General features: G+C 38.4%; 19 protein-coding genes. 9 read left to right on the plus strand and 10 right to left on the minus strand.

Annotated elements, in window-relative coordinates:
* Positions 1–78: 78 nt before the first annotated feature.
* Positions 79–603 (plus strand): RNA polymerase-binding protein DksA, encoded by a 525-nt coding sequence (gene dksA / locus P256_RS09940; protein WP_023273550.1) that lies wholly within the window; start codon positions 79–81, stop codon positions 601–603.
* A gap of 3 nt (positions 604–606) precedes the next feature.
* On the plus strand, positions 607–1,494 hold the full coding sequence (gluQRS, locus tag P256_RS09945) for a tRNA glutamyl-Q(34) synthetase GluQRS (protein WP_023273551.1): 888 nt from the start codon (positions 607–609) through the stop codon (positions 1,492–1,494).
* A gap of 58 nt (positions 1,495–1,552) precedes the next feature.
* Here the strand turns inward: gluQRS and ftsW are convergent, their stop codons facing one another.
* The 5 genes from ftsW to P256_RS09970 all read right to left on the minus strand — a co-directional run bounded on the left by ftsW (position 1,553) and on the right by P256_RS09970 (position 6,643).
* Positions 1,553–2,770 carry a putative lipid II flippase FtsW gene (gene ftsW / locus P256_RS09950; protein ID WP_023273552.1) on the minus strand — a complete coding sequence of 406 codons (1,218 nt, stop codon included), beginning with the start codon at positions 2,768–2,770 and terminating at the stop codon, positions 1,553–1,555.
* A complete protein-coding gene (gene murD, locus P256_RS09955) occupies positions 2,767–4,119 on the minus strand; it encodes a UDP-N-acetylmuramoyl-L-alanine--D-glutamate ligase (RefSeq protein ID WP_023273553.1) in 1,353 nt (450 codons plus the stop codon). Before murD ends, ftsW begins: the two co-directional genes overlap by 4 nt.
* A gap of 152 nt (positions 4,120–4,271) precedes the next feature.
* A complete protein-coding gene (locus tag P256_RS09960) occupies positions 4,272–4,520 on the minus strand; it encodes a DUF6587 family protein (protein ID WP_023273554.1) in 249 nt (82 codons plus the stop codon).
* Positions 4,521–4,532: 12 nt separating this feature from the next.
* A complete protein-coding gene (feoB, locus tag P256_RS09965; RefSeq protein ID WP_023273555.1) occupies positions 4,533–6,386 on the minus strand; it encodes a ferrous iron transport protein B in 1,854 nt (617 codons plus the stop codon).
* A complete protein-coding gene (locus tag P256_RS09970; RefSeq protein WP_023273556.1) occupies positions 6,383–6,643 on the minus strand; it encodes a FeoA family protein in 261 nt (86 codons plus the stop codon). The genes feoB and P256_RS09970 overlap by 4 nt, the downstream gene beginning before the upstream one ends.
* A 138-nt stretch (positions 6,644–6,781) precedes the next feature.
* Between P256_RS09970 and xerD the strand changes: the two genes are divergently transcribed.
* The 4 genes from xerD (at position 6,782) to thrC (ending at position 11,243) form a co-directional block, all read left to right on the plus strand.
* The gene (gene xerD, locus P256_RS09975) at positions 6,782–7,702 is read left to right on the plus strand and encodes a site-specific tyrosine recombinase XerD (RefSeq protein WP_023273557.1); all 921 of its coding nucleotides are present in this window, start codon (positions 6,782–6,784) and stop codon (positions 7,700–7,702) included.
* A gap of 112 nt (positions 7,703–7,814) precedes the next feature.
* The gene (locus P256_RS09980; protein ID WP_023273558.1) at positions 7,815–8,630 is read left to right on the plus strand and encodes a DsbC family protein; all 816 of its coding nucleotides are present in this window, start codon (positions 7,815–7,817) and stop codon (positions 8,628–8,630) included.
* 100 nt (positions 8,631–8,730) lie between these two features.
* Positions 8,731–10,032: a homoserine dehydrogenase gene (locus P256_RS09985; RefSeq protein WP_023273559.1), complete on the plus strand. Its 1,302-nt coding sequence runs from the start codon at positions 8,731–8,733 to the stop codon at positions 10,030–10,032.
* A 65-nt stretch (positions 10,033–10,097) separates the two neighbouring features.
* Complete coding sequence (thrC, locus tag P256_RS09990) at positions 10,098–11,243, plus strand: threonine synthase (protein ID WP_023273560.1); 1,146 nt, start codon at positions 10,098–10,100, stop codon at positions 11,241–11,243.
* Positions 11,244–11,320: 77 nt separating this feature from the next.
* Here thrC and P256_RS09995 read toward each other — a convergent pair whose 3' ends face one another.
* Positions 11,321–12,343: a serine hydrolase gene (locus tag P256_RS09995; RefSeq protein WP_023273561.1), complete on the minus strand. Its 1,023-nt coding sequence runs from the start codon at positions 12,341–12,343 to the stop codon at positions 11,321–11,323.
* Positions 12,344–12,556: 213 nt separating this feature from the next.
* On the opposite strand from P256_RS09995, the gene gacA reads away from it, so the two are divergent.
* The 3 genes from gacA to P256_RS10010 are packed head-to-tail and all read left to right on the plus strand — an operon-like array spanning position 12,557 to position 16,205.
* Complete coding sequence (gene gacA / locus P256_RS10000; RefSeq protein ID WP_023273562.1) at positions 12,557–13,192, plus strand: response regulator transcription factor GacA; 636 nt, start codon at positions 12,557–12,559, stop codon at positions 13,190–13,192.
* 4 nt (positions 13,193–13,196) lie between these two features.
* Entirely contained in the window at positions 13,197–14,771 is a 1,575-nt protein-coding gene (locus P256_RS10005; RefSeq protein ID WP_023273563.1) for a sensor histidine kinase, read from the plus strand.
* 6 nt (positions 14,772–14,777) lie between these two features.
* Complete coding sequence (locus P256_RS10010) at positions 14,778–16,205, plus strand: sigma-54-dependent transcriptional regulator (protein WP_023273564.1); 1,428 nt, start codon at positions 14,778–14,780, stop codon at positions 16,203–16,205.
* Here the strand turns inward: P256_RS10010 and P256_RS10015 are convergent.
* From P256_RS10015 to lptF, 4 genes are all read right to left on the minus strand, one after another.
* On the minus strand, positions 16,202–17,380 hold the full coding sequence (locus P256_RS10015) for a S41 family peptidase (protein WP_023273565.1): 1,179 nt from the start codon (positions 17,378–17,380) through the stop codon (positions 16,202–16,204). The genes P256_RS10010 and P256_RS10015 overlap by 4 nt on opposite strands.
* A gap of 14 nt (positions 17,381–17,394) precedes the next feature.
* Positions 17,395–18,942, minus strand: coding sequence for a 2,3-bisphosphoglycerate-independent phosphoglycerate mutase (gpmI, locus tag P256_RS10020; RefSeq protein WP_023273566.1), 1,548 nt, complete (start codon positions 18,940–18,942; stop codon positions 17,395–17,397).
* Positions 18,943–19,052: 110 nt separating this feature from the next.
* Positions 19,053–20,123, minus strand: a complete 1,071-nt coding sequence (gene lptG / locus P256_RS10025; RefSeq protein ID WP_023273567.1) for an LPS export ABC transporter permease LptG — start codon at positions 20,121–20,123, stop codon at positions 19,053–19,055.
* A 9-nt stretch (positions 20,124–20,132) separates the two neighbouring features.
* Positions 20,133–21,224, minus strand: a complete 1,092-nt coding sequence (gene lptF, locus P256_RS10030) for an LPS export ABC transporter permease LptF (protein WP_023273568.1) — start codon at positions 21,222–21,224, stop codon at positions 20,133–20,135.
* Positions 21,225–21,387 lie beyond the last annotated feature (163 nt).

Here is a 21,387-nt window from a genome sequence, read left to right on the forward strand (position 1 = left end):
TTTGAGGGCAATAATAAAAATTTGCATCTCACCCTAACGAGTACGTAGCTTTGACGTATATGATGAGGAATGCCCTATATGGCAAATGATACTCTAAACCAAGTCCTAGATGAGCAAACAACTGTTGAAGGTGAAGCGCCAAAACGTGGTCGCAAAGTAAAACCTAAAACAGCAAGCAGCGGTTCTACAGCAAGCCTTTTTGGTATTGCACCTTATGAACCAAAGAAAAATGAAGAATATATGTCTGATGCGCAATTAGAGCACTTCAGAAAAATTCTTTTAGCTTGGAAAACTGACTTAATGTCAGAAGTAGACCGTACCTTAAATACAATGCAAGATGAGTCAACAGCTCTTCCTGATGTTAATGACCGTGCAACACAAGAAGAAGAGTTTGCAATTGAATTGCGTACTCGTGACCGTGAACGTCGCCTTATTCGTAAAATTGAGAAATCAATTGAAGCAATTAAAAATGATGATTACGGCTTTTGTGAAACATGTGGTGTGGAAATTGGTTTACGTCGCTTAGAAGCAAGACCAACAGCAACACTTTGCATTGATTGCAAAACATTGGCAGAAATTAAAGAAAAACAAAATAAAGGCTAAACTATGGGTGTATCACACTCAGAAAACACACCTTATAGGGGTCGGTTTGCGCCATCGCCAACCGGCCCTTTGCATTTTGGTTCACTCATTACAGCAGTCGCAAGTTACTGTGAAGCAAAATCAAGATATGGAAAATGGTTTGTTCGTATAGAAGATACCGATATTCCGCGCATATACCCCGGCAGCGAAACCCATATTCTTCAATGTTTAGATGCTTTTGAGTTTGAAATTGATGGTCAAATTTTTTTTCAAAAGGATCGACTGCATATTTACAATGATGTACTGCATAAACTACAGCAGAAAAATTACATTTACGCCTGCCAATGTACTCGAAAAATGTTGGGTTCAAATGCCATTTATCAAGGTACATGTAAAACACTTGATCTAGCACTTGAAAATCAAGCAATTCGCGTAAAAGTAAATGATCAACCTATTGAATTTATAGATGCTTTACAAGGGAATCAGACTGCTAACCTTGCACATGAACTTGGCGATTTTGTCTTAAAACGGCGTGATGGTATTATCAACTATCAACTTGCTGTTGTTGTAGATGATTACCTCCAAGATATTACACATGTCGTTCGTGGCGCAGATTTACTTGATAATACAGCACGACAAATTTGGCTCGGACAACTCTTGGGCTATCCACCTCTCAAGTATATGCATTTACCTTTAGCAATGAATGACCAAGGTCAAAAGTTGTCTAAACAGAATATGGCACAAGCGCTCGATCCTTCAAATGCATCTCAGCTTTTACAGCAAGCACTCATTGCACTCAAACAACCTTTCGTAGAACTAGACCGACCTACAATCATGCTACAACAGGCAATTTCTCAATGGCAAAAAGATCTTATTCCAAAACAAAATACCCTACCTGACATATATCTTTAAATATAAAAAAGCACCTCACCCATATCTTAGGTAAAGTGCTTTTTTAGTCAAAATACAGTTAAAAGTTAGAAAGTTCTTTGGTTGGGTTTTCCTCTTTAGTCGATGCATCAATTTTAAGAATCAGTGTAATCATTGCTGCACACATCATCAGTGATGAACCGCCATAACTAATAAATGGTAACGTTAGACCCTTCGTTGGTAACATTCCCATATTCATTCCTGCATTTACTAGAATTTGCATTAAAAAGATAAAGCTAATTCCATAAGCCAAGTAGCCTGCTCTAAGATAGTTATTCTTTAATGCTCGATAGCCAATTCGCACACAACATGCAAGCATCAAAAACTCTAAAGAAAGTACTGTAAAAATACCAAAGAAGCCAAACTCCTCACCTAAGATTGCAAGCATAAAGTCTGTATGTGCCTCAGGTAAGTAAGACATTTTTTGCATACTATGTCCAAGCCCCACACCAAACCATTCACCTCGTCCAAAGGCCATTAAAGCATTCGATAACTGATAACCTGCCCCCAATGGATCTGCCCAAGGGTTAGAGAATGAGAGCAGTCGTTCCAAACGATAAGGCTCAAAAACAACCAATGATGCAAGAGCAAGTACAATAACTGCACCCATCACCAAGAACTGTTTTATAGGTGCTCCTGCAAGGAAAAAGACTCCTACCATCATCATAACAATTACAGCCGTTGAACCAAAGTCAGGCTCTAAAATAATGAGAACAATAGATACGAACATGACTAATGCCAAACGCATCAATCCCATCCATCCACGATCCCTAACTTCGCTAGCACGGCGCACAACATAATCTGCTGTAAATACAGCCATAATCATTTTAGCGACTTCTGTAGGCTGTAACGTAAAGAAGCCGAGACGAATCCAACGCCGTGCACCATTTACTTCTGTACCAATCAGGAAAGTTACAAATAATAAGGCAATCGTAATAAGCCATAAAAGAAAAATGCTTTTAAACCAACTTTCTAACGCAAACCTCGAAACTACAAATGCGACACATAGAGCAATCATGATTGAAATCATGTGGCGCTCTAAAAAGTAAAATGGATTATTTTGTACATTTGCAGCATATGGCATAGATGCCGATGCCACCATAACTGTACCAATGATCAATAATGTAAAAACACAAAAGATTAAAATATTTCTTACTGTAATTTCAGCAGGTACTAAACCACGTATACGTGTATAGACTTCCTGTAGCTGTAGCCTTACACTTGGACTTACTCCTAAGCGCTCTTTTTTTTGAATCATTCGGATAAGGCCTCTACATATTTTACAAACTGGTGTCCTCGGTCACCATAATTTTTAAACATATCAAAACTTGCACAAGCAGGAGATAATAAAACAACATCATTCATTACTGTCATTTCATGACAAATCTGCACTGCTTCTTCTAATGTCTTCGCAAAAACAACTTTTGTCGTTCCTGCAATCGCTTGAGATATTTGAGATGCATCTTCTCCAATCAGAACAACCACTTTTACAAACTGCTGTATGGCTGAACGTAAAACTGTAAAATCTTGCCCTTTACCTACACCGCCCAAAATAAGAGCCACCTTACCCTCACCACCAGCAGCCAATGCTTGTCCTAGACCCTCAACTGCTGCAACAGTTGCACCAACATTAGTGCCTTTGGAGTCATTATAGTAGCGAACATTGCCTTTTGTAGTAACGTATTGGCAACGATGCTCTAAGCCTTTAAACGTTCTTAAAGTATTGAGCATTTCCTCTAATGGTAAGCCAATGGCTTCTCCCAATGCCAAACATGCCAAAGCATTTGCCATATTGTGCATACCTTGGATATACATTTGATTACTACATAGAAGCCGCTCTCTACCACGGGCAAGCCAAATCGTACCGTCAGTATCTCTTAAAATACCGTATTCATTCATGTCAGGTGCATTTAAACCAAAACTTTGGATTGGTATTGCATCGGGAATAAGTGGTCGTGTGAGTGCATCATCTCTGTTATAAACAACTTTTTTCACTTGCTGAAAAATGCGATGCTTTGCCTGATGATAATTGAGCATTGTGCCATGACGATCTAAATGATCTTCACTCATATTCAAAACAACAGCAACATCTGCATTTAAATTCGACGTCGTTTCTAATTGAAAACTAGAAAGCTCTAAAATAATTAATTCAGGGTCATCTTTTAATAAGTCGAGTGCAGGACGACCAAGATTGCCACCTACAGCAACTTTTTTTCCTGCAGCTTCTGCCATTAAGCCAATTAAAGTGGTCACTGTACTTTTTGCATTTGATCCTGTAATTGCCACAATTGGCACTTCTGTTGCTCTTCTTAACAACTGAATTTCACTAATAACAGGAATACCTTGTGCTATTGCATGTTGAATTTCAGGTAGATCTACAGCTAACCCCGGACTTAAAATAATCTCGTCAGCTTGTAATAATAGTTCTTCGTCTAAACAACCAAATACTTTTTGAATATCTTGAGGAATTTTGTCACACCCGGGAGGAATTTCTCTAGAATCGATTACAGCGACTCGATACCCTGAATCTACTAAAAAATTTACGGCAGATACGCCAGATATACCAAGGCCAGCAACAACCTTTAAACCACCACGCTGTATTAACATTTATGCCCCAAGAGTCATTCTTTTACTTTTATGAATGGTAGCACTTTGCTTTTTAGATTGCTTTTATAGATTAAACACCAACTCTGTTTTTTTGTGTTATTCACGTAAAAAAGCCATCTTTATGATGGCTCTTTATTTCTCTTATTAAAAACTTACTTCCATTTTACTGCTTTTACAGTTTCAGGAACTTTGGTTTTACTTGGCGAACTACTGCAACCACAGTCACCACAGCCTGAAACCATTGCAGGTCTAACCCAAGCTGCAAGCTTAGTCCATCCCTGTTTTTGGAAACCATTTGCAATACCATTAAATACTTTAAAAGCAGATTTTGGAAAAACCTTCTTAAACGTATAAATTGCACTCCAAATAACCAATGCTGCGACAATAATCATTTCAACCATTTTAGCCTCCTCTTAGCCAAAATAATGTGAGGCAATTTGATAAGTCAGAAATGCTGTAAAATAAGCAAGTCCAAACAAATAAATTGTCATAAAGGCAACCATTTTCCATGAGCCAGTCTCACGGCGTACAGTTGCAAGCGTTGAGATACAATGTGGTGCGTAAATAAACCAAACAAGTAGAGACAGTCCAGTTGCTACGGTCCAACCTGAACCCGGCGAACTAATTAAATGCGTTAAACCTTGTGCAACTGCATCATCATTCGCACCTGATAAAGCATATACCGTTCCCAATGAAGCAACCACAACTTCACGCGCTGCCATTGCAGGAATTAGAGCAATACAAATTTGCCAGTTAAAGCCAATTGGCGCAAATAAAGGTTGAATAAAATGCCCTAGCTGACCTGCAAAGCTATAATCAATCGCAGGTAATGTTGCATTGTCAGGTGCTTGAGGAAATGTACTTAAAAACCACAATAAAATTGAAAGAGCAAAGATAATACCGCCTACACGTTTTAAGAAAATACGCCCTCGGTCTAATAAACCAATGGCAATACTTTTCATATTTGGAAAACGGTAGCTTGGTAACTCCATAAGCAGTGCATATTCAGACTTATCTTTTTGAAAGAGCTTAATAATAAAAGCAACAACCAAGGCACTTAGTATGCCCGCCATATACAAAGCAAATAAAACGAGACCTTGTAAGCTTAAAAAGCCCCAAATTTGCGTATTTGGAATAAATGCCGAGATAAGTAAAGCATAAACAGGAAGACGTGCAGAACATGTCATCAGTGGAGCGACTAAAATTGTTGTTAAACGATCACGTGGATCATTAATACTTCTAGTTGCCATAATACCCGGTACAGCACATGCAAAACTTGAGAGCAATGGAATAAATGACCGTCCACTCAACCCTGCTTTATACATCAGTTTATCGAGTAAGAATGCTGCTCGAGGTAAGTAACCTGTTTCTTCTAAAAGTAAGATAAAGAAAAATAGAATTAGAATTTGGGGTAAGAAAACTAAAACACTACCTGCACCTGCAATAATACCATCTGCAACTAAGCTATGTAGCATCGGCTGTGTAATCACACCACCGACTGACTCACTCAACCATTTAAATGCGCTTTCAATACTGTCCATAAATGGTGCAGCCCAAGTAAATACTGCTTGGAATACAATAAACATTAAAAATGCAAGGCTAATTAGACCTAGCACAGGATGTAAGAATATGCGGTCTAAAAATGCAGTACGTTTATCTTCTTTTTCTACAAAGACAATCACATCATCAAGAATTTTTTGTGCTTTTTGATGAGAGTTACCCACTAAACCACTTAACTCAGTATGTGGCACAGTAAAACGCTGTTGTTCAAGTGCTTTTGTTAAATTTGCTACACCTGATGCACTTTTGGCAACTGTTTCTGTAACAGGTACACCCAAACGCTCTGAAAGCTTTTGAACATTAATTTGAATACCACGGCGACGTGCTTCATCCATCATATTCAGAACGACCATAACAGGTCGTCCTAATGCAATCACTTCAAGTACTAAACCTAAATGTAGACTCAAGTTCGTTGCATCAACAATACATAAAAATGCATCTTGCTCTGCTTCTGCTTCCACTTTTCCTAAACAGACATCACGTGTGACTGCCTCATCAGGACTGGTTGCATCTAAACTATATGTTCCCGGCAAATCGAGCACACGAACCGCTTTACCTGAAGGTAACGTAAAAAAACCGACCTTCTTCTCAACAGTCACACCCGCATAGTTTCCTACTTTTTGACGAGTCCCTGTCAACTGGTTAAAAACTGAAGTTTTTCCGCAGTTGGGATTTCCCACTAAAGCAACACGAAGTATCTCACTCATGAATGAGCTCCTTCTTTATTTACTTCAATTTTTTCTGCTTCGGACTTTCTTAATGCAAAACGTGTAAAACCAATCTGAATTAAAATTGGATCACCACCAAATATCCCTCGCGCAATGATTTTCACAAGCGTTCCTGGTAAGAATCCTAAAGTTTCCAATCGGCTAGCAATTAAATCACCTTTTTCATCTGTAGAATCTAAATGATTAATCTTTTGTATAACAGCAGCTTGCTTGACCTTTAACTCTGATAACAGCACCGCGCAGCTTCCTTAACATTTTTAATTATTATAAACATAAATGAGAACAATTTGCATACACATAAACTGTTATTAACCAAATGCAACATTTATTATTTTTCACTTCTCAAGCAAATTATTTTTCACTATGATGTCAGCATGCTAAACAATAAAAAACCGCGCGTTCCCGCGCCTGTTCAGATACCTAAAGAGCTCCCTTTTCTTATTGGGTACAGAGACTATTTAGTCGCACAAACGGTCAGTCCTCATACACGAAATGCTTATTTATCTGACTTAACACAATGCGCACAACTGTGTCGCCTGCCCTTACCACAGTGGTGCAAAGATGATATTTCAGATGTACTCATTGAACTGACAAAACAAGGGAAAAGTCCACGTTCAATTGCACGTATTCTTTCAGCTCTGCGCTCTTTCTTTAAGTTCATGCGTGAGCAAAAACTAAGAACAGATGACCCTTTAGAAACACATAAGACACCGCAGTTAGGTCGAGCTTTACCCAAAGACTTAAGTGAAGAAGATGTTGAAGCACTCATTCAAACTCCAGACATTCACACCTACTTAGGACTTCGCGATCGAGCTATGCTCGAGGTTTTATATGCAAGTGGTTTGCGCGTCAGTGAATTAATTAACCTGCGAATTGATTTACTCAATTTACGCCAAGGTTATTTACGCATATTGGGTAAAGGCAATAAGGAACGCCTTGTACCTATGGGACAAGTTGCTACAGAGTGGATTGAAAAATACCTCAATGAATCGCGACCACATTTATATAAATCAAGCACTGACTATCTATTTTTGACTCAACATGGCGGTATTATGAGTCGGCAGAACTTTTGGTATGCCATAAAAAGATATGCAATTATTGCCAATATTCAAACAGAGCTTTCTCCGCATACACTCAGACATGCTTTTGCAACACATCTACTCAACCACGGTGCCGATTTAAGAGTTGTGCAAATGTTATTAGGACACAGTGATTTATCAACAACCCAAATTTATACGCATGTTGCACAAGTCCGACTGCAAAAAGTACATGCCGAGCACCATCCACGCCCGTAAAACTGTTCATTATCATTGCTACAGTCGTTAATGAAAATTCACGAATTTTTGCATATTTTTTGATATGCTTAAGACCTATTTTTATTCTTATTGATTAGTTAAAGAGTTTTTTATGACCTTTCCTTACGCTAAAACGCTCCTAGCTTGTGCCATTAGTGTGACTGCATTACTTTCTGGTTGCTCAAAAGACAAAGCAGCAACAACAAAATCAGACTCACTTACAGCAACAAGCCCTGCAACAGGTGATGTGTCACCAATTTTAGAGCGTAACGAGAAACAACGCTTAATTACAACGTTCCAAGAACAGTTGGAAAAAGCAAATATTAAAATTAAAGTTACAGATATCAAAAAAACCGAAGTTCCAAATATTTACTGGGTAAATTTAGAGGGTATGCCTTCTGTTTATGCAACAGCAGATGGTAAATATATTATTCAAGGCGATATTTTACGTTTAGGCGATACAAAACTTCATAACGTAAGCGAAGGTCTACAGGCTCAAGAAAATCAAAAAATTTTTGAAGCTCTCAATACAAAAGATCTCATTGTTTATCCTGCACAAGGCCAAACAAAACATATCGTTTATGTATTTACCGATGCAAGCTGCCCCTACTGCCATAAGCTACATGAATCTCTACCAGAAATTACAGCTAAAGGTATTGAAGTACGTTACATTGCATGGCCACGTGGTGAACAATTCTTACCTGCAATGGAAAGCATTTGGTGTAGTAAAGACCGTAAAGCTGCATTTGAATCTGTGGTTAAGGGTGAAGCAATTGCACCTGCTCAATGTCAGAATCCAGTAAAATCACAATACTTATTGGGTCTAAATATTGGCGTAAATGGCACACCTGCTATCTACAGTCAAGATGGCCACTACCTCGGTGGTTACCTTTCAGCCGATGATATTGTTAAAAAATTAGAAAAATAATACTAAAATAGGTGAAGATTCGTGAATCTTCACCTACACTCTGCCGTTTTTTTTAGCTATGATCTAAGATCATTTGCTAATATTTATTTTGGAGTGTGACGTGAAACCAGTTCGTCTGGCTATACTTGGTCTTGGTACCGTTGGTAGTGGAGTTCTTCAATTATTACAAGAAAATGCTACAGAAATTAAACGCCGTACAGGTCGAGAAATTCAAATTACTCACGTAGGCACTCGCCGTCCTCGTCCAGATCTCAACTTAGAAGGCATTCAACAAAGTGACGACTTATTTGAAATCGTTCGTCAACCTGATGTTGATATTGTCGTTGAGTTGATTGGTGGGCTTCATCCAGCACATGATCTAATCTTAGAAGCAATTAAACACGGTAAGCAAGTTGTTACCGCAAATAAAGCATTACTTGCTGAAGAAGGCAACGCACTGTTTGAAGCTGCCGATAACAATACTGTACAAATTGCGTATGAAGCTGCGGTCGCAGGTGGCATTCCTATTATTAAAGTCATGCGTGAAGGACTTGCAGCAAACCGAATTGACTGGTTAGCTGGTATTATTAATGGTACAGGTAACTTTATCCTGACAGAAATGCGCGATAAATCGCGTCAGTTTAAAGATGTACTTGCTGAAGCACAAGCTCTCGGCTATGCAGAAGCAGACCCAACTTTCGATGTGGAAGGCATTGATGCAGCACATAAACTGACATTACTTGCCTCTATTGCATTTGGTATCCCGTTACAATTTGAGAAGGTTTACACTGAAGGTATTAGTAAAATTACAGCACAAGATGTGAAATATGCTGAAGAGCTTGGCTTCCGTATTAAACACTTAGGTATCGCACGCCGTGCTGAAAATGGTATTGAACTCCGTGTTCACCCAACATTAATTCCTGAAGAACAACCTCTAGCAAACGTAAATGGCGTTCAAAATGCTGTGTCTGTGAAAGCAAGTGCTGTGGGTCAAACCATGTATTATGGTCCTGGTGCAGGTGGTGGCCCAACAGCTTCTGCTGTTGTTGCAGATGTCATCGATCTTGTACGTGATATTTCATATACCGAAGACGGTTCAGGAACAATTCCACAACTTGCGTTTGAATCACTTGAAGATATTAAAATTCTAAAACGCGAAGAAATGACCACAGCATACTATCTACGTGTCAATGTTGATGACAACAAAGGCGTTTTAGCAGATATCACAACAATTTTAAGCCATTGTGGTATTAGTATCGATGCCATTATGCAACAACCACGTTTGAAAGACCGTGTTCCTGTCGTCATTATGACAGACCCGATTGTTGAGTCAAAAATGGATGAAGCCATTGCTAAAATCCAAGCACTGCCTGCAACACATGGTGAAGTGACTCGAATCCGCTTGGAATCTCTTGAAAATTAATTTAAGCTCATTTGCGAGACAAATTACAGTCTCGCATGTTTTACACATATTATTGGAACATCATCATGTCTAATGCCAATCGCTACACTGGACTTGTAGATCGCTATCGCGACCGCTTGCCTGTATCAGAAACTACACGTGCAATCTCTTTAGGTGAAGGAAATACACCACTAATCAAACTTGAAAATATTCCACGTATTATTGGCAAAGATGTTGAAATTTATGTGAAATATGAAGGCTTAAACCCAACAGGTTCTTTTAAAGACCGTGGTATGACCATGGCTGTAACAAAAGCTGTTGAAGCGGGTTCAAAAGCAATCATTTGTGCCTCTACAGGTAATACCTCTGCCGCTGCCGCAGCTTATGCAGCACGTGCAGGCATCAAAGCATTTGTACTTATTCCTGAAGGCAAAATTGCCATGGGTAAAATGGCTCAAGCCATGATGTACGGCGCAATTACCATGCAAATTCGTGGTAATTTTGATGATGGTATGCGTCTTGTCAAAGAAATGGCAGACCAAGCACCTGTAACGATTGTAAACTCGATTAACCCTTACCGCTTACAAGGGCAAAAAACAATTTCATATGAAATTGTAGAAGCACTTGGTAAAGCACCTGACTACCACTGCCTACCTGTAGGTAATGCAGGAAATATTACTGCTCATTGGATGGGTTATACAGAAGCTGTTGCAAACCAACCTGCAAGTGAATTCGAGCAAGTGGTTTATGATGCAACAACTGACCAATTTACAGGTCCAAAACCTGAAGGTCTACCTAAAATGGTCGGCTATCAAGCATCAGGCGCAGCACCATTTTTACGTGGCGCAGCTGTAGAAGCACCTGAAACAGTAGCGACAGCCATTCGTATTGGTAACCCACAAAGCTGGAATCATGCAAAAGCTGTTGTACGCGACTCAAACGGTTGGTTCGATGAGCTACAAGACAGTGAAATTTTAGATGCCCAACGTATGCTTGCAATGTACGAAGGTGTATTTGTCGAGCCTGCATCTGCTGCATCTATTGGCGGTGCTATTCGTGATATTAAAGCAGGTAAAATTGCTAAAGGTTCAGTGATTGTGTGTACCGTAACAGGTAATGGACTTAAAGACCCAGATACTGCAATTAAACAATGTGCCGATGCAGTAATGCTAACCATTGATGCAACAATGAATGATGTGAAAAACTCAATTTTATCTCATATGGATAAATAAAAAAGTACATACATAAAAAAATCCCTGTTATCTAACAGGGATTTTTTTATTGTAAAAAGCAAGTCTAAAGATTTAACTCAGGTATCTTTTGGTAAACCAGTTAACCAATTTAATAAGTCAGTTGCATCTGTATTACGTGCTTGCGTTGTCGGCTCACCCATAAGCACAACAACAGCAGGACGCGAGTTCACTGTCGTATGCATAACAACGCAACGACCTGCTTCATTAATAAAGCCTGTTTTAGATAAATTGATATTCCATCCACCATTACGTACAAGTGCATTGGTATTACTCGCATTTAACATACGATAGCCCAAGTTAAAATCATAATGTGGTGTTGATGAGAACTGACGAATCACCCCATATTTATAGGCTTGCGTAACCAAAATTGCTAAATCACGTGCAGATGAAACATTACGTGGGTCTAAGCCTGTTGATTCAAAATAATGCGTTGAGCTCATTCCTAGTTCACGTGCTTTTGCATTCATTGCTGCAATAAAAGCGGGCTTACCACCTGGGTATGTTCGTGCCAATGCTGCTGCTGCAGGGTTTTCTGATTTCATGAGTGCTACAAGCAATACTTCTGCACGATTCATCTTATCGCCAGCACGTAATTTAGTACTTGCTTTCTTAGGCCCATCAAAATCGATCGGCTCTAAAGTAATATCTTGCGACATATCTAAATGAGCATCTGCAGTTACAACAGCTGTCATCAACTTTGTAATAGATGCCATTGGGCGTGAGGAGTTACTATTTTTACTAAATAATACCTCACCCGTTTGAGCATCCATCACCAATGCTGAACCTGCATGAACATTTGGCCCTGCATTATTCATAAATGTTGTATCAACAACCCCTGAATGCATTGCAGGCGGTGCACCATTGCTTTGGCGTAACGTTGTTGATGCTGTCGTACTCCCTTGCGGGGTTAACTCTAACTCATCATCATCTGCTAATAATTCTTTTACATCATGTGTAGATAAATTTTGATGCGGTGCAGGTTTACCATCAATCGTCAAATCTGCAAAACTATGGCAGCTCAAACTCAATAAAAGAGGCACACTTAACATGTGCACTAAAGACTTCTTTAAACTTCTCACAATACTTCACTCGACTAAAAGGGTGATAAGATAAATTTGCTTATTACCACAAATATGCCTTACATTTGCACAAAGCAGTTACTTGCATTAATTTCAATAACTATGCGTAAATTTCAGGTAATATTTTAAGATAGCATTGCTAATTTTGTGTTGCGATTGCAAGTTTAATTTGCTTTATGTAACAAAAAAGATCAATTTATGAGGTAACCAAACGTGATTTCAGTTTTAGTCGTAGATGACCATGAGTTGGTGAGAACAGGCATTTGTCGAATGCTTACCGATCAGGTCGATATTAAAGTAATTGGACAAGCTGAATCCGGAGAAGATGCTCTCGTACTTGCGCGCCAACATCAACCCGATATTATTTTACTTGATGTAAACATGCCCGGTATTGGTGGCATTGAAACAACTCGTAGACTCGTACAAAGTATACCAACAACTAAAGTCATTGCTGTCAGTGGGCTTGCAGAAGAACCCTATCCATCTTTGGTTTTAAAAGCAGGTGCAAAAGGCTATATTACGAAAGGTGCGCCAATTGAAGAAATGATTCGTGCTATTAAAAAAGTCACACAAGGTGGTAAATACTTTAGTGCTGATATTGCAGAACAACTGGCAAGCTCTTATTTAGCAGATACACAACTTTCTCCATTTGATCAACTTTCTGAGCGAGAAATGCAGGTCGCAATGATGGTTGTAAGTTGTCATAGTGCGCAAGATATCGCAGATAAATTGTTTGTGAGTGTTAAAACAGTAAATACTTACCGCTATCGTATTTTTGAAAAACTGAACATTGACAGTGATGTCAAACTAACGCACCTTGCCATGCGTTATAACCTTGTTCAGCCATAACTAAATGATGCGCGCCATACCAGATAGTTTAAGCCTCTATCGCTTAGGGTTATGGTATGGCATGTATCGTATTATTATTGCAAGTGGTTTACTTGTAATATTTTTTTTAAATGTCCCACATGACTTGCTCAATTATAAATATCAGAATATCTATATTTTCACCCTGATTATTTATACGATTATCAACTTATTTCAGTTACTTTTACTACCACAAAGTGATGCACCACTTTCAAAAAAAATAAAATTTTTTAGCATTGTCGATGTCTGTTGTTTTAGCATGCTCACCTTTGCTCAAGGCACATCAAACTTACATATTAGCCTATTATTTGCCATTACAATTTTTATTACCAACTTACTTTTACCCCATAAGACAGCATTAACACTCACCTTATGTTCAATTATCGCTGTGGTGTATATTCCCTTCATTGACTCTTGGATTTATGTCAATCATTTGAATAATATTGGCAGTACACTTTTCTTAGCCTTTCTTTTTATTGCTATTTATATTACAGCACAGTTTACAGCTAATCGTTTTGAACGGCTCTCTAAAGTTAATAACTCGCAGTCCATTGCTATTTTACAACTACAAGATCTCAATCAATACATCTTAGAACAAGTAGATATGGGGTACTTGGTCATTAATCAAAACCAACATATTATTTTGGCAAATCCAGCAGCTTACGAATTGCTAGGTATTCCTCATACACAAAAAATTGTAGATTTACCATTACAAGATATACAAAAAGATTTATACCGCCATATCAACGCCCAACCCATTACCCAAGGGGAGCGTTTTATTTTTGAGGTAAAGCAATCTTCAAATCAAATTCATATCCGTATACAAATGCTCAAAGTTCCTGAACAGCTTCTAACACTGTTCATCATGCAAGATGCTCAAAGGCTCAACAATCATGTTCAACAGTTAAAGCTTGCTGCTTTAGGACAGCTTTCTGCAAGTATTGCACATGAGATCCGCAATCCTTTAGCAAGTATTGTTCAAGCCAATGATCTACTCATTGAAGCAAACTCAGATGAAAAAATAATGCTTCAAAAAATGATTGCTAAACAAAGCCAACGAATTAATCATATTATTGAATCTACACTAGAAATGGCGCGCCATAAAGCACCCACGGCTATGTTTATTACACTCAATACATTGATCAATGATTGTCTAGAAAATGACTTTTCAGATATACCCTCTGACCAAATTCATCTCAGTATTACAGAAAATATTTTTATTAAATTTGATGAAACACATCTGAGGCAAGTCCTCATTAACTTAATACGCAATGCGTTAAGACATAATTCTGCGTATAATACTCATATAGAAGTGAAAATTTACACTAAGAATCTACGTGTATTCATAGATATACTTAATTTTGGTATGGATATTCCTACACAACATGTTAAAAACTTATTTTCACCTTTTTTTACAACAGAAATTGATGGAACGGGGCTAGGCTTATATTTATCACGTAGTTTATGTGATGCGAACCAAGCGACTTTAAATTATATAAAACTAGACCATGCCACATGCTTTCGTATTGAATGCCCACAGGTCTTATTAGAAGCAAACTGAGATCAAATGACAATAAATAATCCAACTGTTCTACTCGTAGATGATGAGATAGACTTATGTACACTCATACAAATGGGGCTCAAACGTGTTGGTATTCATTGTGATATTGCTCACAATGTAACAGATGCTAAAGAAAAGCTTACCCAATATAGCTACGATGCTTGTTTAACCGATTTAAATCTGCCCGATGAAACAGGCTTAGCACTTGTAAAATATGTCACTGAGAATTACACCGACCTTCCAATTGCTGTACTCAGTGCCTATGGAAATATGGAAATTGCGATTTCTGCTTTAAAAGCAGGTGCTTTCGATTTTATTAGTAAACCTGTCAATACCGATACACTTAAAAATTTATTTGATAAATTATTTGCTGATAAGAAAAATACCACAATTGCAAATCTTTCTCATATCGAAGATCAATTACTTATTGGTCAATCTGACGTTATGAATAAATTGCGTCAAGCCCTTAAAAAAGTTGCGAAAACACAAGCGCCCGTTTTTATTATGGGTGAATCTGGGACAGGTAAAGAGGTTGCCGCTAAACTCATTCACCTACTCAGTCATCGAAAAGATGCGCCTTTTATTGCAATTAACTGCGGCGCAATTCCATCAGACCTCATGGAAAGTGAGCTATTTGGCTATGTAAAAGGCAGCTTCACTGGCGCAACACAAAATAAGATTGGACTTATACAGTCTGCTGATGGCGGTACATTATTTCTAGATGAAATAGCAGAACTTCCAATGAATATGCAGGTCAAACTTTTACGTGCTGTTCAAGAAAAACGAATTCGTCCTATTGGCTCAGATGTTGAAATCCCTGTCGACTTTCGTATCGTGAGTGCCACACACCAAAATATAGAGAAAAGAATTCAGGAAGGTGAGTTCAGACAAGATCTATTTTTCAGGCTACATGTCATTGATATTCAGCTTCCCCCTCTGCGGGATCGTGGGTCAGATATACTCTTATTGGCAATACACTTCTTAGAAAAAATCTGTGCAGAATGGCATATAGAACCTAAAGAGCTTACACTTTCTGCCAAAGAGTGGCTCATGAAGCAATATTATGTCGGCAATATCCGAGAGTTACGTAATATGATTGAGCGTGCTGTAACGCTCTCAGAAAGCCATCTTATTAGTGATGCCAACTTAAAAACCATCGGTCATCTAAAGTCTTTTTCACAAGAAAATTTAAATCAAGCACCCTCTCTACAATCATCAAATGCGACTCAAATACAAGCATCTCAGAACAGTATAGATATGCAGCAAGTATGGCAAGATGGTCTAGAAACATATTTAGAATCTATAGAGAAGAAAATATTAGTAGAAACCTTAAATAAAACCTACTGGAATAGAACACAAGCCGCAAAGAAACTAAATATGTCTTTCAGATCTTTACGTTATCGCCTTAAAAAGTTTGGCTTAGATGAAGACTAATGTTTAAGCAGCGCATCTGCTACATTTTCTAAATACGTATTGTCTTTTATATTTGCTAGTCTTGGCATACTTTGATCGGGTTGTATGCCCCGACCATCAATCATATTACCATTTGGAGTAAAGTAGTGTGATACTGTCATTTGCACTGCTGCGCCATTTGGGAGTGGAAAGAGTTTTTGTACCACACCCTTACCATAACTTTTCTCACCCAAAACCCAAGCACGCTGATGCTCTTTTAATGCAGCAGTAAATACTTCTGCGGCAGATGCTGAACGACTGTTAATTAAAATACCTAGCTTTAAACCTTCAAACTCTTTACTTGGCAAAGCCTGAAAAGTTTGACTACCTTCAGAACGACTTCGTGTCGTTACAATTATGCCATTATTTAAGAAAAGATCTGCTGTTTCTACAGCAGCCGATAATAATCCACCAGGGTTATTACTTAAATCGAAAAGTACGGCTTTTACTTTACTATTTGCGTACTGCTCTAAAATACTTTTAATTTCACTGGCTGTTTCTTGCTGAAATACAGGTACTTTTATCACTAAAACCTGATTTTTTAAGAGTGTTGTTGCAATTTCAACTTCTATTTTTTTATTACGAACCACTGTAATAGGCTGACCAACAGGAGCAACTTGTACATTAATAACAGTACCTACAGCACCCAATAAAATATTCTTCACCTGATTCGGATTTAAATCTTTAAGCTCAGTATTATCGAGCTTATAAACAGGCATACCATTATGAATGCCTAATTTTGCAGAGTCTGAGTTGGGTCTAACACCACGGATATACCATTGACGTTGAGCACGATCTAAACTCAAATCAAAATCAACTGTCGCAACATCACCATCTGTATATTGAATCAGTTGATGATACTCAGTAGGGGTTAAATATCTTGAATAACGATCGAGTCCGCTGACCAATCCTTTAATGGCTTGCTCAAACAACTCATCATCAGAAGTTTCACGTACATAGTTATCTTTAATTAAAGCATAAATTTGTACAAACCGCTGAATCTCATCTACAGGAACTTCTTGACTATGTAAGGTCTTTTCATCAAGGTCATAATCTGAGTTTTGACTGCGATCATCAGATGTCGCAGCCAAAATGGAATGATTCATGCAACCTAACAGACCAAGTAAAATACCAAGTTTTTTCAGTTGATGAATCATTCACAGACCTCTATTTATTCAGCTAACGTAATTAAATTACGCCCTTTCATTTCTTGTGGAATTGGTAACTTCATTAAGCTTAAAAGCGTTGGTGCAACATCTGCTAAGACACCACCATCTGCAATCGTTGCACTTGTTGGGCCAACATAAATAAATGGAACAAGCTCCGTTGTATGTTGCGTATGCACCTGACCACTTTCATAATCTTGCATTTGTTCAACATTACCATGGTCGGCTGTAACAAGCATATGTCCGTGCTGTGCCATGACAGCTTCATAGACACGACCTAAACAGGTGTCTACTGCTTCCACCGCTTTTACCGCCGCATCGAATACGCCTGTATGCCCAACCATATCGCCATTGGCATAGTTAATTACAATCAGATCATATGCTTGAGAGTTAATTGCCTCAACCACTTTATCCGTGACTTCATAAGCACTCATTTCAGGCTTTAAGTCGTAAGTTGCCACACTTGGCGATGGAATCAGAATACGTTTTTCACCTTCATATTCATCTTCACGACCACCACTAAAGAAGAATGTCACATGTGCATACTTTTCAGTTTCAGCAATACGAAGTTGAGTCTTTCCTAAATTAGAAAGGTACTCACCTAAAGTATTATGTAGTGCTTCTGGCATATACGCTACAGGCGCTTGAATACTTGCTTGATAACGTGTAAGCATGACAAATTCAGCAAGTTTAGGCTGCACTTTACGCTCAAAACCTGCAAAATCGGTTTCTACAAATGCACGCGTTAACTCACGTGCACGGTCTGCACGGAAGTTCATAAATACAACACTGTCACCATCTTGAATTGGTGTTTTTTCACCAATACGCGTCGCTTTCACAAACTCATCAGTTTCTTCAGCTGCATATGCTTGTTGTAAACCTTCTTCAGCAGTGGCAGCCACACGTACAGCTTCACCTTCAGTAAGTAAACGATAAGCCTGTTCTACACGATCCCAACGGTTATCACGATCCATTGCAAAATAACGACCAATCATGGAAACAATACGACCTTGATTTGGGTACTGTGCAAACAGTGCATCTAATTTCTTTAATGCAGATTCTGCGCTTTTTGGTGGTGTATCACGACCATCAGTAAAAGCATGTAAATACACTTTTGCATTGCGTTTTAATGCAAGCTCACACATTGCCACAATGTGGTCTTCATGTGCATGTACACCGCCGTCTGAAAGTAAACCAATAATATGAACAGCGCCATCTTTTGCTTTAGCTTTTTCTACAGCATCGACCAGTACTTGGTTTTTAAAGAAGTCACCTGTGCGGATATCTTTAGTAATACGCGTAAAATCTTGATATAGCACACGCCCTGCACCAAGGTTCATATGTCCTACTTCAGAATTTCCCATTTGACCATCAGGTAAGCCAACATCTTCACCCGAGCCAGAAATTAAACTATGCGGATGGTTCGCTTCCATTGCGGTCAAATTTGGGGTCTTTGCTGCAAGAAAAGCGTTGTCTTGTTTTGCTTCGCGGTGACCTATACCATCCATAATGACTAAGATATGTGGGATCTTGCCAGCCTTCACGTCCGTCATAGTATATTCTCTTTGTTGTTTATTGAAATTTCCATCTTACATACTTTTTAAACAGGAGACTATGTTACCAAGGTTGTATGCTACAAAGCACATACAACCTTTTTTTCAGTTTATTTCGCTCGGTTCAACAAGTACCCGCCTGCTATAAAGATTAAGACAATCGGTGTAAATACAAACCATGCAGGCGATGCGTTATAAACCAAACTTGCATAGCCAAAGAAATCTTGAATGTAATAAAAGCCTAACCCAGTAAACAACGCAATAACCAAACGAAAGCCCATAGACTGTTGACGCAATGGGCCAAAAATAAATGAGCATGCAATAATTACCAAAGCAATCAAAGAAAAAGGCATACCTGCTTTTTGCCAAAATGCGAGCTGATAAGACTTTGGTACTTGGCTATAATCAGATAAATAGCGAATAAAGGAAACCAACTGACTTGGTGATAAATCTTCAGGATCAATGGTCACCATATGTACATATTTAGGCTGTAGTGCTAAAGCAATATCTGTCTGAGGAAGCTTTTCCTCAATAGCATGCCCATCTTCCTGTACCGTCATTTGCGTTACATTATTCAGTTGCCACTGACCATTTTTTTGAAAATGACCATTTTCTGCATTCAATGTATATCTTAAATGATAGTTGTCGTCAAAATCTAGAATTTGTATCCCTTTTAGATCGCCGTCTGAGTTTGCATAATTTATATAAATAAAACGCTGTTCTTCCCTTGTCCAATAACCACGTACCTCTCCAAGCGAAGATATACTCTGATGTTTCTTAAGGCTATCTGCTCTTTCATTGGTATACGGTATCACCCATTCACTCAAAGCAAATGCCAAAATAATTAAGATAAGTGCAGAGCGAACAACCCAACCTACAATACGCCATAAACTGACACCTATCGAGCGCATGACTACGAGTTCACTGTTCGATGCAAGTGTCCCCAAGCCAATAACTGCACCGATTAATGCTGAAATAGGTAATATTTTATAAAGGAAAGCTGGTGTGTTCCAAAGAACATATTGCAGCGCTTGTAAAGCATTATAGCCATGTTTCAATGCACTCAATTCTGCAAGATACGTAAATAAGCCTTGTAACAGTGTTAACACAGCGGTTGCACCAAGCATGGCAAGCACTGTTGTAGAGGTCACATGTTTAGCGATTAGACTACGTGCGAACATTCATAGACCTCATTTACTCAATTTTTGTTTAAGTCGTGGTGTTAAATTCGGATTACGTAAGAAAATAAACGTAACCACGCCATAAACCATCAGAACAATAGGATATAACCAAACCGTTAAATCACCACGCGATACACGTGTTCGAACCGCCATCATCAATACAATTAAACTTGCAAAAATAAGAATTGCAGGAAGTAATTTATAGTAACGCCCTTGACGTGGATTCACCTCAGATAAAGCTGTTGCTAACATCAGTGCAATAACAATGACCCATGGGCCAAAAACTCGCCAACCTAACTCACTTTGTACAACTGAATCATCTCGCTTCGCCCAAAGTTTACCAATGGTGACTGCATTAATCGCACTATTAGTAATAGATGATTCTTTATCATTTTCTATACGTAGACGATAACTTTTAAATTCAGCTTGTGAATAACGCGGTTGCCCCTGATAAATTTCATAACGGCGACCATCTAATAAATCCACAACATTTGCTGTATCATTTGGAATATCAACACGTTTTGCTTCACGCGCAAGAATAATTAAATCAGGCTTATTGTCTTGCTCTGAACGCTGATAAAAAATGACATCTTTCAGATTCTTACGATCTTCAGATAAATCACTTGCATAAATGGTATATGGCCCCGATGACACAAACTCTTTGGGCCGAACAAGGTCAAACCCCGTTCTTACCGCTTGAGCACTGGTTAACTGTTCAAATTTATGAACACCCCAAGGTGCAATCCATACCATCAGCGCAATTTGTATGGCCATAACACCTGCTGTCATGGGAATAAGTAATCGCGCCAAATGATTACGGCTCAGACCACTACTATTCAGTACAGCCATTTCATTGTCTGTATATAAACGTCCAAACACCAACATTAAGCCAATAAAAAAGCCTAACGGTAAAATAAGTGTTAAGAACTCAGGAAGTCGATAACCAATAATACTAAACAATACACTGGCATCTAAACGACCTTGTGCCGCCACCCCAAAATATTTAATGAGTCGACCACCCATCATAATTAAGGTTAATAAAGCCACGACAACGACGGAAGTCGACACGACTTGCTTCACAAGATAACGTCGAATAATCAAAAGGACACTTCCATTTTTACATTAAAAATTAAATATGTTGTTAGTTTAACCGAATACACAGAATAAATAACCTCTCATCAGATGTCTTCACCTTGGTTTCATCTATAATAAAACAAAGATTTTCTGAAATAAGTGCTGTTTGACATTGTTTTAAATCAATCTT

The organism is Acinetobacter nectaris CIP 110549 (assembly GCF_000488215.1).
GTDB lineage: Bacteria > Pseudomonadota > Gammaproteobacteria > Pseudomonadales > Moraxellaceae > Acinetobacter > Acinetobacter nectaris.